The sequence below is a fragment of the Paenibacillus sp. PK1-4R genome, from assembly GCF_030369595.1.
In the GTDB taxonomy this organism is placed as follows: Bacteria; Bacillota; Bacilli; order Paenibacillales; family Paenibacillaceae; genus Paenibacillus.
Genome location: NZ_CP126535.1, coordinates 624,377 through 637,912, shown reverse-complemented (window position 1 = coordinate 637,912; position 13,536 = coordinate 624,377). Strand labels below are relative to the sequence as shown.

The window sequence follows — 13,536 nt, the reverse complement described above, 5'->3', positions numbered from 1 at the left end:
ACGCTATGCGCATGAGCCAAGGTTGTGTACCCCCTTCTTCGTCCTTGCTGTTCTATTCATAGTCCAATTTGTAGTTGGCCAGATATTCGGCAATTCCGTCGATTTCTTCATCCGTCAACCCAAGATCTTTGGGATTCGGCATGGTATTGCCCGGCTTCACGGATTGTGGATCATGGAGCCATTCTTTCATGTTATCCAGTACCGGGCTACCTTCTTCCTGTCCCTCACGAGAATTCAGCAAAATGCCTGCGACAGATTCCTTGCCGCCGATTCCCGTCAGGTTAGGTGCAACCGGTCCACCTTGATCACCAACAGCGTGGCAAGAAAGGCAGTTTGTTTTGAACTTTTCGGCCAATTGAGTGTCTTCAGGAAGGACTGCGGGTGCTTTCATCTGGTTCACCCATCTGTCAAAGGATTCCTGACTCACTGCTTTTACCTTAAACTCCATGAAAGCATGCGATCTGCCACATAATTCGGCACATTTACCGCGGTAAACGCCTTCATTCGGTGCAGAGAAACTGAACTTGTTAAGTGTTCCATCCGGGTTTGTGTCCATTTTGCCCGCAAGTGACGGCACCCAGAAGGAGTGAAGCACGTCAGCGGTTTTTAATTCGAATGCGATTTTTGTTCCGGTCGGGATGATGAGATCTTGAGCGGTGGTTACGTCATATTGAGGATAAGTGAATTCCCACCAGTACTGATGTGAGGTGACTTGGACCTTAAGTGCGTTTTTGTCATTGGACAGATCTTCGCCTTGGGCAAAAATCGTTTGGACCGTCGGTACTGCCAGAACAATAACCAGCAATAACGGAATGGCTGTCCATATTACTTCCAGCTTGAAATTACCTTCAACCTGTTCGGGCATCTCAGTCTGCCCGGCTCGTCTACGAAACCGGATCAGAACATAGGCCGCTATGGCAAATACAATGATGAGCACCACGATCATAATCGCGATGGATAACTTCATCAGATCATATTGGCCTTGCGCTACAGGACCCTGAGGTTTCATTACCGACAAGTCTTCCCGCCCGCATGCGGATAGCAGCAAAGAGAACACCGCCAGCAAGGGGAGAATTCGCTTTGCAACCTGCCACTGTTTCATCATTGATCTACCCCACTTTTTTACGTTTTCGTAGATTACCGTTGTCGTTCGGTAGAAAGGCAACAAAAGGTACGTTTCAGCACGATACGCATAATCCTCTTCATCATACAGAACGCTTACAAAAATAACGCTTCCAGTACTCCCGTGATTTCCTGCTCAGGGCATGTCTGCGCATTCTTCCAATTCATTCTATATGCTTCAATCACTTATTAAATATAAGTTGAGGGTATGATTTTGTCAATCTTTGGACACATGTTCACAAATTGTTCACTTTATGTAAAAAACCGCTCTACAACTTGATTTGCAAACGATTTCAGTTAAAAGTATTACACTCTACATTTGAAAATTTTTGCCAAATTTCGGTGATAAAACTCGATTTATTGGTGATTTTTCTCACATTGAAAACATGTGCTATTATGCAAAAGAAAGATCAGAATTTATGGAAAAGCTCTTCCATATCCATTCAGAAGACATGCCTATCGCTCCATACCGCTATCTTCAAGCTCAAAACAGCATGGAGCATTTCGGAGAAAGTTCAACTCAAGTCCTCTTCTTCACTGACTTCATCTCACGTGCCATCGGTCAGAATCAAGGGGCCATTCCCAGTAATCGCAACCGTATGCTCATACTGGACCCCCCAGCTGCCATCTACCGTCCTTACCGTCCATCCATCTTCATCCCACACAACGGCCCCGGAACTGCCCTTTGTAAAGATTGGTTCAATCGTAATAACCATGCCCTCGGTGAGCATCGTGCCCGTTCTGCGTTTGCCATAAGACAACACATTTGGGGGTTCATGAATATATTGACCAATCCCATGACCAATGAGAGGCTTCACAATTCCGTACCGATACAATCTGGCTGTTCGTTCAATGGCACTTCCAATATCTCCGAGTGTATTCCCTGGAACTGCCTGGGCAATCGCCCGCTCAAGTGCCTTCTCCGTGCGTCTCATCAGCTTGCGAATGGATCTGCTTGTTTCGCCAATTCCATATGTCCAGGCCGAGTCAGCAAGCCAGCCGTCTTTGTTCACCACTATATCGATGGTCACTACATCCCCGCTCGCCAGCTGCTCTTCCCCAGGAAATCCGTGGCAGACCACTTCATTAACAGAGGCACACGTCGCGTACGGATATCCTTTGTACCCTTTTTGCTCCGGTGTGGCTCCTCGTGCTGCCAGAAACTCTTCCACCCGCTCATTAATCTCCGCTGTCGTGATACCGGGGATCATCCACTGCTCAATATGCTGGTGACAATTTCGCAAAATTCGTCCAGCTTCCCGCATGTAGCCAATCTCTTCTTTGGTTTTCAAAATAGGGTCCACATGCATTCATCCTTCCCGCTGTAGGTGTACTCCCATATATATGCAGCAGGAACGCAAAAAAAACCGCCTGCCGGAGCTTATCGCCCGGGAGACGGTTCTATTCATTATCGGAACAGTATAATCAGAGTTGTGTGTTGTTTCAGGACACGGAAGAATCCATCTTGACAAGCTCATGCTCAACCACAGAAGTCAATTCTTCCTCGTATCCACCCGTAATCCGGTATTTTCTCACGTACTCCTTCACGAATTTTTTTGGATCTTTAGGACGGAAAATCCGAGTCATTTCCCTCAAACTTTCTTTGACCTCATTGTGACCTTTCGTTGCCATTGTAATTCCCTCCCAAAACGTTGAAAGTGAATGCTCCGTTTAGAGAATGCCGAATAAGTCTTAAATGCCATCCATGAAGTTGTGTGCGCGGCTTAAAGCAAGCTTTAGGTCGGGAACCTCGCTAGAAAGCAAGTACCTGACACTATAAATACCCGATATGATTCGGAATGAATCATAATCTTATTGTAGCATATTCGGAAGTATCTTACGACTTGACGATTTCCTCTAATAAATATAACGGTTTTCATGCCCAAAAAGTTTAATTCCGAATCATATGTTATGAATGCCACCATTCTATACGGAATTAATATATCCAGCATAACACTGAACTATTCGGGGGATATTATCACGGACAACCCATACAGTTAAATTACTGGTATCCAAAGGAGGCGTCGTCTCATGGACCGCAAAGAACAAGATATGCTGCCCCTTTCGCATGAAAAGGTGGAAGTAGACGGAGTTTACATCAATGAAGCCGGACGTGAGGAACATCTCCACCGGGGGCAATATTTCCCGGCCGATCCCGTTCTTGGCAAGTCGGAATGGAAACTGACCGAATATGCATATGATAATCACCACGAAGGACGAACCGATGAGCGGTTGGTTCCCAAAGAAAACGACACCGATAAAATTGGCAAGATTACAAACCCTCGCAGACAGATCGAGGGCGGATAACGATTTCGTTCGTGTAACGTATTATTCGTAAACGACAATAGGGGCAGAGCAAGCTGTACAATGGCTTGCTCTGCTCCTGTTTGCTTTTTCCTATGTGTTGCATCCCCATTCGTTCACAGGCAATTAAATTCATCGGTTCAGTTCTGTCCATCTCTCTCATAACCTAGTTAAAAAGGTCAAAGGAGGCTGGACCGGATGTCCCCCATGAAATCGTCTAGCGGTCTGGATGAAAATATTGCCGGTATGCTTTGTTATCTGTTTACCTTTGTAGGTGGGATTGTCTTCCTCGCTGTGGAGAAGCGGAGCCGGTTCGTGTTATTTCATGCGCTGCAATCTGTAACGGTCTTTGGCATCATTATGGTCGGGCATGTATTATCGGCTTTCCTTCCGTTGTTTGGACCACTGGTGGCATCGCTGTTATCCCTGCTTGGTGTAATAGTCTGGCTTATTATGGTCGTTACCAGCCTGCAGGGGAAATGGTTAAAACTGCCGTGGGTTGGCGATTTTGCAGAGAAACAGATGCGTCATCTGTAATTTGAGGAAGACATGATTCAAAAGAAAAGACGATCCATCCCCTTTCAAACGGGGTTTGGATCGTCTTTTGATTATATGTCCCACTTCAACGGATCTTCGGTGTTTCACATATAAAGAGGGCTTGTTCATGCGCTTGAACATTCACAGCATAAATGATGTATGTCATAAACCATTCATACTGTATATCATCATGATTAACCTGATTCATTATTCATCTTGTGAATCGTCTATTCATAACAGTTAACATAACAATATTGCTGGATAATAATCCTAGCCTATATTTGCTAATTAAGCTGACTTGCCCGTCTCTCCAAGGATGGCATCTGCCTGTTGTTCAGCCATCTTGGCGGCTGTTTCCTTGGTACCCAGACCATTGAACAGCAGGTTCATGAAGATCGCCGTGAAACTGCCTGCAATGATACCATTACCTAGCATAATCTGAGCCCAGGCCGGTGCACCTGCGAACAACTCAGGCACAACGGTAACACCCAGGCCCATACCTACAGAACAAGCGATGACAAACAGATTCTCATGTCGGTTCAGATCAACCTGACTGCCGATAATCCGAATGCCTGATGATACCACCATGCCAAACAAGGCCACCATGGCTCCGCCAAGTACTGCCCCTGGAACGAGCTGTGCAAGGGCTGCAATTTTTGGTACAAATCCAATGACCACAAGGATTCCACCAGCCACCACAATGACATCACGTGTCTTCACACGTGTCATCTGTACCAGTCCTACATTTTGCGAATACGTTGTATACGGGAACGAGTTGAAAATACCACCTAATACAATGGCTAGACCCTCCGCGCGATAACCACGGGCAAGATCCTTGGAAGACAGGTCCTTGTCCAGTATTTTGCCCAGAGCCATAAATACACCTGTGGACTCGGCCACGCTGACAATCGCCACCAGAATCATCGTCAGGATCGGTACAATCTCAAATGTCGGTCTGCCAAAGTAAAACGGCTGAACAACGTGGAACCAACTTGCATCACGAATAGGAGCAAAATTAACCTCACCCATGAACCCTGCTGCCACCGTACCTACCAGCAGACCAATCAGTACCGAGATGGAACGGATAAATCCAGTTGTGAAACGAGTCATCAGAATGATAAACAGAAGCACGCCGAAACCGAGTAACAAGTTCACTCCGCTGCCAAAATCTTCTGACCCCTGACCGCCGCCCAGATCGTGGAAAGCAACCGGAATCAAGGTCAAACCGATGATCGTAACCACCGAACCCGTAACCACGGGTGGAAAGAGCCGAATAAGCTTCCCAAAGATTCCGGAGAAGATCAATACGAACAGCCCTGAGGCAATAATTGCTCCGTAAATGGCAGATACCCCACTGTTCATCCCGATTAGGATCATCGGAGACACGGCCTGGAATGCACAACCGAGCATGACAGGCAGCCCTACGCCGAAATATTTATTTCCCCATACCTGAAGCAGTGTAGCCACACCACATGCGAGCAAGTCAATGGCAATGAGATAGGTTAGTTGTTCCTGTGTAAAGCCCAATGCGTTACTGACGATCAATGGGACAACGACGGCTCCTGCATACATAGCAAGCACATGCTGTAGTCCGAGGGAGAACGTTTTGATTGGATGCCGATGCCGTTGAAAAATACGTTCGCGTGCCATATTAGTTCGTGCCCTCCTCGTCCGCAAATGTAACCTGTCCATCCGACAGTGCCCCGATGCGAACCAGCGATTCCACACGGTATCCTGCTTCTTTCAGCAAGCGACCTCCCGGCTGGAATGCTTTTTCAATAACAATACCGATACCCACCACTTCTGCTCCAACTTGCTCCACAATGCGAGCCAGACCAAATGCTGCTTCACCATTCGCCAGAAAATCATCAATGATCAGCACGCGATCACCAGGCTTCATGAATTTCTTGGCAACGGTGATTTCATTGGTCTCCTGCTTCGTGAAGGAGTAGACCTTCTCCACCAGAATGTCTTCCGTCAGTGTGAGCGACTTCTGCTTCCGTGCAAAGATCAGCGGTACGTTCAGCTCCAAAGCGGTCATGATGCCTGGTGCAATCCCTGACGACTCAATTGTCAGCACACGTGTGATATTCTCACCTTCAAAGCGGCGAATGAATTCCTTGCCCACTTCCTTCATCAGAACCGGGTCCATCTGGTGGTTCAGGAATGAATCAACTTTGAGTACTTGCTCGGACAGGACGATGCCTTCCTGTCTTACCTTGTCTTTTAACAATTGCATTGTAATTCTTCCCCCTGAATGCCCTCCGCACAGAAGCTCACACGCTCTTCCAATCGCATGGTAAAAAAGCAAAAAGCCCGCCTTTTCACACGCTGCGGAATAACCGGAGACGGGAAAGACGGACTTGTACGTATATGGACAAGCCGTATGGATGCTGCAAGTGTACTGGATGGACAGAATGACAGGATATAACTCCTGACGTGAGAAACTCCAAACAGTGTGATCAGAAACAGATAGAAATTACTTGAACCTGCTCTTCAGTCAAACTGCCTGAGAATAATCTCATGCCAACCATACAAAACATTGCAACATCTTTCCCGTAGTCCGATCATTCCGGTGATCGGGTAGAGACATGCAGGCCTATTCCTGCACATATACGAGTAACGGCATATTTAATTTTTTGGCTCCATGATTCGTTACAATGTATGATCGCGAACCTGAATGTAAAAGGTTAAACATAACTGACAATGTTAGAAGTATACCGAATCGGCGGCGTGAAATAAAGAAGTATTTTCATGGAAGTTGCGGAAACTTGTCTTAATTTGCAAACAGGGGGTGATTGGAATCTATTTTTTATGTACAATATGAGAACGGAAGCGCGGATCTGAACGGAGAATGGATGGAAACGCGACCTATATTTTGAATTGAATGATCAAAGGAGATATGCAAACATGAAAGGCGTACTTAAAGAATTCAAGGAATTTGCCGTCCGCGGCAACGTCATCGATCTGGCGGTCGGTGTCATTATTGGGGCTGCTTTTGGTAAAATCGTCACGTCCCTTGTGAATGATATCATCATGCCTCCAGTTGGAAAACTGCTGGGTGGAATTGACTTCAGTCAGAAAATCATCAACCTGGATAGAGACATGAAAACAGCAAACGGACAGGACATCACCACCCTCGCTCAAGCCAACGAAGCTGGGGCTACCGTGATTGCTTATGGTCAGTTCATCAACGTCATGATTGATTTTCTTATCGTTGCGTTCTGTATCTTCATGCTTGTGAAGGGCATCAACTATCTCAAAAGCAAAGAACACAAAAAGCCCGAGCCGCAAAAAACGACCAAGGCTTGCAAGTATTGCCTATCGGAAATTCCAGCCGCGGCTACCCGCTGCTCGCACTGTACTTCAGAACTGGAAGCAGAAGGAACCGGCGCTCTAGCATAATCACAATGAACGTATAAAGACGCACCGAGTTGAATTACGGATATAAATCCTGATGCGGGGGACAACCTCTTACTTGCTAGGGTGTATGTATGAAAAGCTAGCCATATGGGCTTGATTAAAATGGTTGCGTAGCTTAAAGGGTTGAAGGTTCCACCGTAAAGGTGGGGCCTTTTTTTGTGCCTAACATACATGTGTTACACGTGCTCCCCCATGAATGTCATTTGCGGCCATGCTCATGAATTAGAAGCGGCGTGGCAGCAAATGCTCCAGGATCGACTTCAGATCCTTATCTTCTTTGTAAACTTCTTCTCCAGTATCAAGCTCTGTCACACGAATATATTCAAAGTTTGCCGAAGCATCCACTGGCTTGAACAACAACTGGGCCTCATCTTCCAAACGTACATTAAATCCCATATCCTTAAACATGCTGCTTAACTGACTGTTAGCCGGTTCCTGACCTTGCCCTACAAATATAAGTCCTCTAAGACTTTTACGTTCCTGAGGTTGCGGATAAATCACCTGAAAGTGTACAATGCATTCCATACGGTCGTTCCCCTTTCGTTTAAAACATACTTTGTGAAATTTTGAACTTTAAAATCTGCTATATAAGGAGATACGTTTCATGACCCCAGAACGTTTCGACATTTATGACGATCAGCAAAATTGGATCGGCACTTCACTACGCAGCGAGGTCCATGCCAAAGGATATTGGCACCGTTCATTCCACTGCTGGATCGTGCGTGACAAAGACGAGCAGCGACAGGTCCTTTTTCAGCGGCGGCGTGATATTAAGGATACCTTTCCCGGATGTTACGACATTACAGCAGCAGGCCATCTTACCGCAGGTGAACAACTGCAAGACGCCATTCGTGAGCTGGAGGAAGAACTGGGTGTGAATACTCCATTCGAGGCACTAACCTATCTACTCACGGCTACACAGCAGCTCCAAGGAGAGGTCCGTGGTGTCCCATTCATAGATCGGGAATTCAGCGCCGTCTATGGACTATGTCTGAACCAGCCGCTCGAAGCCTACGTTCTGCAGCCCAGCGAGGTGGATAGCCTGTATGAAGTGCCGCTGGATGATCTACTCGCTTTGTTTCGTAATGAGATAGACGTCATTCAAGCTACTGGAGTTCAGACCCACCCGTTAAGCGATCAGGCAGCTTATAAACCTGAGCGTGTCGTTCGCGAGATTCGGGCAACGGAATTTGTACCCCATGGTACAGCTTATTATATCGATGTGCTGGAAGCTCTGTATCACGTGCCCAAAGAGTGATCATGTACGATCCAGTTCAACCCGATCCAGTTCAATCGAATGTTCATAGCTTCATTTTCTCAAAAATAGCATAACTTCATACCTTTACTATCGACTTGACTGGAAACAGATGCTGTGACGAACATCACTGTCATATCTCAAACCAGCACAAACAGGCGTCTGCCTCCGGGCAGCGCCTGCTTTATGTACACACGTATTCGTTTCATCAAGATATACCTTTGTGCTGGCATGTTCACTCCATCAGAGATAAATTAGTCGCCGATCAGTCTAGCTCTTGTCACCCTCTCCTGAAGGAGAAGACCAATAACGCGCAGAGAGTTCTTCGTACCGGTGCCCATAGCGGGACTCCAGTTCCTCACCCATATCCTGTTCCAGTTCGTACAACACCAGCTCTTGAGCAAAATGATTCAGCAGCAGTCCGGTCATCACCGGATGCTCCGTCACCACTGCCTGTGTGGCGCATGATTCCCCGCGCATGCCCAGCATGCACCAGCGGCGGTCCACCACCAGGGAAAATTTCCGACCATTACCTGTGCCATACAAAGGTAGTCCCGGCCAAGGGACAGGCTGATCAAGCATACCTTCGCCACCATCACACGACCATAACAGCCGCACACCCCGAGCTTCAGCCTGCTGTAAGTCATTACGTAGCAACTCTGCCTCTTCACGCCAAACGTCTACAACAATCTCATGCTGAGCCTCGGCCAATTCACGGCTCAGATTCTCAAACACATTTTTGTCCCCTTCGACGTTATAGAAGACCGGCTTCTCCGGTTCACTCTTGGGCATGCTGCTCTGGACATAATCCAGCGAGGTACGCATTTGATCGGAGATCATACGTGTCATCTCCTCTGGCTTCAGCACACTATACTTTGCCGGCTCCCCCGGACTACACCGCAAGAACCCACGCTGTTCCAGCCGTTGCAGGGTCGCATATACATTGGAACGGGACACGCCCAGCCGCTTCGCAACCTCATATCCTGAGGCTGATCCCTGACGGGCGAGTTCCACCATAATTTTAGATTCCATCTCGGTAAACCCGAGATGACGCAAATGATGCAGCAGTTGGTCCATATTCCCGTCCCCCCATGCTGTCAGCAACCCGCACTGCCTCACAATGATGCAGCAGTGCTTCTACTGCATCAGATCTGTTCGGCACCACAACGCGGGCACCACTTCGAACCTTTGGGCAGCTCGGCTGCACAAATCTGACAATTCACCATTTCACGTGATACTTCGGTCTGTACGTCCACCGTGTTCACGATCGGGTTGTTTTCTTTCCAGTAGCGGATGCGTTCGTCCAGTTCTTGCTGACGCTCACGTTCCCGTTGCATCTCTTCATCTCTGCGACGTTCCCACTCTGCATCGAACGCTTCCTTTTCTTCCTGGGTAAATTCCGTACTGTTATATTCCGATTCTGTCTCCAGATCCGCTATGGACGGAATGACCGTGTGATACGGCTCATCTTCCTCCAGTTCCAATTCAGGTGGCGCATCGTAGAAGTCCGGCTCTGGAGTTTGGGTCTGAGCTACAGCTGCCTCCTGTCTCGCGGCTGTGGTGGCTCCTGCGACTCCTACTGCTCCTACTTTGGGCGCTGCTGTCTTGAGTTCACCCAACTTGCGTCCGCATTTAGGACAGAAGTTGGCATCCAGGGAAGCGACGTGTCCACATTCGCACAACCGTTCGTTCTTAAGCTGAGCAATCTTGTTGCGCAGACCATCGATCTCGTCCTGCAATTCGTCGCAGAGCTGCGACAGATCCACCATTTCTTTTTCTGCACGCGTCATATCCTGTGCCCGATAACCCTCATAGAAGATGCGACCCATATCTGTAAAATGGACTTCCTGTTCCTGTTGCAAGCCCACAATCTGGTTGTTCAGTTTCCCAATCTCAACGGCGTGCTGGGCACGCTCTGTTGCTTTGTTCGCTCCGTCTTTGATGCGCTGAAGCAGTTTCATGACCATTCCTCCTCTGTCCCGTCAAAACCAATATTATCATTTCTATTTAGTAGTAAATTAGCATATTACATCCTTCATGCAAAATGCTCAGGCTTATAACTTATACGATATCATGCCAAAAAGTTGCGTAATCTCGTGCAGGTGCCCGTTTTATACCGATACTGGATGAAATCGGGGGCTTTCGTCAAGACCATATGTTCGGGTATAATGAAGCTTTGACCATACTTAACCGCCTGATTAGGCAACTAACTCTATCATACCAATTTACAATGCGATTGTGAAAAGGGCAAATGGTTTACTTTTAACCGGGATATTCCTATCCCTGAATGCATACAGAGGTGGATGAAACATGTTAAGTCCGAACTCAACGTTCTACCCCCGTCCGCTCGGGGTTACCCCGGCGGCGTCCCTGCCCCAGTCCCCGTCTGCTCCGCTGGAGACCAGTCGGCAACTCGTGGGTAATGAGCAACAGGATGCCTTTTATTTTCGTTCTCTGGAAGAGGCAGGCATCAAGTTAAACGCACCACAAATCTCGGCAGTCCGTCACGGCAGAGGACCGATTCTGACGCTCGCCGGAGCCGGTTGTGGCAAAACAACTGTGCTGGCTGCAAGAGCTGGCTACCTCATAGAAGTCAGCGGCGTACATGCTGGCAGTATCCTACTGGTGACGTTCACGAACAAGGCCGCCACCGAGATGAAAGACCGGATCGCGGCTTTGCCAGGTATACGCCCGGCAGCCGCGAGAGCCGTGCAGGCTCGTACCTTTCACTCTTTTGCCCTGACATTATTGCGTCATTACGGTATGCAGGAAGAGATCTTTGGCGAGTCGCGGGCTCAGCATACGGTTCTGAAGATGCTTCTTCGCCAAAATGGCATGAGTGAAGCCTTCCAGCCTGAAAGTCTGCTGGCCATGCTGTCCGCATGGAAGATGCAAGGATCGGAAACAACCGACCTGCCTGAAAAATCGCAGGAAGAACGCGATGCCAAGCGTGTTCTGCTAGGTTACGAAGCCTGGAAACAGGATCGGGGCAAAATGGATTTTGATGATATTTTACTGCGGGCAGCCGCCCTGCTTCGTGACCCTGCTGTTCTGGGGCCGCTTCAGAAGCGTTTTCAGTACATTATGGTAGATGAGTTCCAGGATACCAACCACCTACAGTATGAAATTGTGCAAAAACTGGCTTCCGCTCACCGCAACCTGATGGTTGTGGGAGACGATGACCAGACGATCTATACCTTTAATGGCGCACGCCAGGAATCGATTTTGGAATTCGATAAAGTATACCCCGGTGCACGCATTGTGACGCTGGATATCAATTATCGTAGTGATGCACGCATTCTGGGACTCGGAAGTGAACTGGTCGCCCGCAATAAACGCAGACGTGACAAACGGCTGCGTGCCGCCGGAAACCGCGGCGATGCGCCCCGTTTCGCCACACCATCCAATGCGGAGGAAGAAGCGGCATGGGTCGTAAACCAGCTGTGTCAACAGGTTGAAGAAGGACAACACACCTATCGTGATATTGCGATTCTTCACCGGACAGCAAGCAGCAGCCGGGCTGTATTCGAGCAGCTTGTGTTGAAAGATGTACCTTTTGTACAGCATGGTGCTTCTCCGGTGTTCTATGACCAGTCTCTCATCAGACCCCTGATGGATCATCTGCGTCTGTCCCTTGATCCACGTGCCATGGATGCTCTCCCCAGTGCATTGGGACCGCTCTATGTATCACGGGATGCAGGGCTGGAGTGGATTCAGCGCTGTGAACAACAACAGGCGAAGAAATATCCGCTCATTCATCTGGTGAAATGGGACAAGCTGAAACCGTTCCAGCAGGAACAGGTCAAGGAACGCATCAAGCTGATCAAATCACTGCACAAACTAAAACCCATCATCGCCATTCAGGAGATGCGCAGGCAGTTCTACGACAAGTATATGGAAAGTGGTGATCCCAGCATCTTCACCCATTATAAGGAAACGATGCTGGAAACCCTGGATGAATTTGAAGCTGCCGTCAAAAAATTCGAAACCGTAGAAGAGTTCATCCAATTCGCGGATGAGCTCTCCCGCAGACACCGTGAGATGGAATCTCTGCGCCGCGCACAGGACAGTGACGCAGTGCAGCTGATGACCATTCACCGGGCCAAAGGACTGGAGTTCCCTTGTGTGTACTGGATCGGAGCCAGTGAAGGCATTGTGCCCCACAGTACCGCACTACGCCAGGATATCCCCGAGGATCAGAAAGCTGCGCTTGCTGTGCAACAGACAGACGCCGAACTGGACATGGCACTGGAGGAAGAACGCAGGCTCGCCTATGTTGCCATCACACGGGCCAAGCAGTACTTGTACGTTACCTCACCGGCGAGCCATCACGGAAAGCCAGCGGATGTGTCCCGCTTCCTGCTTGAAGCCTTCGGCATGGAAGTTCCGGACAAACGTAAACCTCGTGAGGAGAGCCGGACGAGCGGCCAGACTTCATATGGGAAAGGTAATGGACAGTATGCTCGCTCTGGCTCGGGTGCCCGTTCCGAAGGTCGGGATGTGGCACAGCGCCGAGCCATCAGTCACAGTGACCGTCGGTACTTCGAGGTCCACAACGAACGTGATGAGGATCGCCTCGGTGAACGGCGTGGCAGTGGTGAAATTCGCAACCATAAGGCGTTCAGCACCACTGGTGTGAGACCGACAGCTGCGAGTTCCTCCAGTTCACAGTCGTACACTTCAGGTTCAGGTAATACTGAGCGTACGGAGACCGTTGCGGTCTGGAAATGCAGTTCATCCACCTGTAAAGCGTGGCTAAGACAGAAGCCGGCTGTACCTTCTAAAGCAACCAAGAAGGCATCATCAGGCCCTCCCGCCTGTCCCCTGTGTTCAGGATCGATGGAGGCCAGTACCCGCCAGGTGCCCGTAACGGGGAGATTTGGGAAATAAACGAA

13 protein-coding genes and 1 riboswitch are annotated in these 13,536 nt (G+C 48.7%); of the genes, 5 read left to right on the top strand and 8 right to left on the bottom strand.

Annotation, left to right across the window (positions count from 1 at the left end; genetic code table 11):
- Positions 1–52 precede the first annotated feature (52 nt).
- The 3 genes from coxB to QNO02_RS02950 form a co-directional block, all read right to left on the bottom strand.
- On the bottom strand, positions 53–1,105 hold the full coding sequence (gene coxB, locus QNO02_RS02960) for a cytochrome c oxidase subunit II (RefSeq protein ID WP_047840266.1): 1,053 nt from the start codon (positions 1,103–1,105) through the stop codon (positions 53–55).
- A gap of 565 nt (positions 1,106–1,670) precedes the next feature.
- The gene (gene map, locus QNO02_RS02955) at positions 1,671–2,432 is read right to left on the bottom strand and encodes a type I methionyl aminopeptidase (protein WP_289391050.1); all 762 of its coding nucleotides are present in this window, start codon (positions 2,430–2,432) and stop codon (positions 1,671–1,673) included.
- 133 nt (positions 2,433–2,565) lie between these two features.
- Positions 2,566–2,754, bottom strand: coding sequence for a hypothetical protein (locus tag QNO02_RS02950; protein ID WP_017690840.1), 189 nt, complete (start codon positions 2,752–2,754; stop codon positions 2,566–2,568).
- Between the two features lie 399 nt (positions 2,755–3,153).
- Between QNO02_RS02950 and QNO02_RS02945 the strand changes: the two genes are divergently transcribed.
- Both QNO02_RS02945 and QNO02_RS02940 read left to right on the top strand, forming a co-directional pair.
- The gene (locus QNO02_RS02945) at positions 3,154–3,429 is read left to right on the top strand and encodes a transposase (protein ID WP_289391049.1); all 276 of its coding nucleotides are present in this window, start codon (positions 3,154–3,156) and stop codon (positions 3,427–3,429) included.
- A 195-nt stretch (positions 3,430–3,624) separates the two neighbouring features.
- Complete coding sequence (locus QNO02_RS02940) at positions 3,625–3,963, top strand: DUF4870 domain-containing protein (protein ID WP_289391048.1); 339 nt, start codon at positions 3,625–3,627, stop codon at positions 3,961–3,963.
- A 288-nt stretch (positions 3,964–4,251) separates the two neighbouring features.
- On the opposite strand, the gene QNO02_RS02935 is transcribed toward QNO02_RS02940, so the two are convergent.
- Together QNO02_RS02935 and QNO02_RS02930 are read right to left on the bottom strand one after the other, a co-directional pair.
- Positions 4,252–5,613, bottom strand: a complete 1,362-nt coding sequence (locus tag QNO02_RS02935; RefSeq protein WP_289391047.1) for a nucleobase:cation symporter-2 family protein — start codon at positions 5,611–5,613, stop codon at positions 4,252–4,254.
- Between the two features lies 1 nt (position 5,614).
- On the bottom strand, positions 5,615–6,202 hold the full coding sequence (locus QNO02_RS02930) for a xanthine phosphoribosyltransferase (RefSeq protein ID WP_036613196.1): 588 nt from the start codon (positions 6,200–6,202) through the stop codon (positions 5,615–5,617).
- 300 nt (positions 6,203–6,502) lie between these two features.
- A riboswitch (purine riboswitch) is annotated at positions 6,503–6,602 on the bottom strand.
- A 271-nt stretch (positions 6,603–6,873) separates the two neighbouring features.
- On the opposite strand from QNO02_RS02930, the gene mscL reads away from it, so the two are divergent.
- Positions 6,874–7,368, top strand: a complete 495-nt coding sequence (gene mscL / locus QNO02_RS02925) for a large conductance mechanosensitive channel protein MscL (protein WP_289391045.1) — start codon at positions 6,874–6,876, stop codon at positions 7,366–7,368.
- Between the two features lie 240 nt (positions 7,369–7,608).
- Here mscL and QNO02_RS02920 read toward each other — a convergent pair whose 3' ends face one another.
- Positions 7,609–7,911, bottom strand: a complete 303-nt coding sequence (locus QNO02_RS02920; RefSeq protein WP_017690846.1) for a hypothetical protein — start codon at positions 7,909–7,911, stop codon at positions 7,609–7,611.
- A gap of 79 nt (positions 7,912–7,990) precedes the next feature.
- Here QNO02_RS02920 and QNO02_RS02915 point away from each other — a divergent pair, with 79 nt between their 5' ends.
- Positions 7,991–8,644, top strand: a complete 654-nt coding sequence (locus QNO02_RS02915) for an NUDIX hydrolase (protein WP_289391044.1) — start codon at positions 7,991–7,993, stop codon at positions 8,642–8,644.
- 267 nt (positions 8,645–8,911) lie between these two features.
- Here the strand turns inward: QNO02_RS02915 and QNO02_RS02910 are convergent, their stop codons facing one another.
- Both QNO02_RS02910 and QNO02_RS02905 read right to left on the bottom strand, forming a co-directional pair.
- Positions 8,912–9,718: a TrmB family transcriptional regulator gene (locus QNO02_RS02910; protein WP_289391043.1), complete on the bottom strand. Its 807-nt coding sequence runs from the start codon at positions 9,716–9,718 to the stop codon at positions 8,912–8,914.
- Positions 9,719–9,786: 68 nt separating this feature from the next.
- Positions 9,787–10,602 (bottom strand): zinc ribbon domain-containing protein, encoded by an 816-nt coding sequence (locus tag QNO02_RS02905; protein WP_133386869.1) that lies wholly within the window; start codon positions 10,600–10,602, stop codon positions 9,787–9,789.
- Positions 10,603–10,951: 349 nt separating this feature from the next.
- On the opposite strand from QNO02_RS02905, the gene QNO02_RS02900 reads away from it, so the two are divergent.
- The gene (locus QNO02_RS02900) at positions 10,952–13,531 is read left to right on the top strand and encodes a UvrD-helicase domain-containing protein (RefSeq protein WP_289391042.1); all 2,580 of its coding nucleotides are present in this window, start codon (positions 10,952–10,954) and stop codon (positions 13,529–13,531) included.
- The last annotated feature ends 5 nt before the right edge of the window (positions 13,532–13,536 follow it).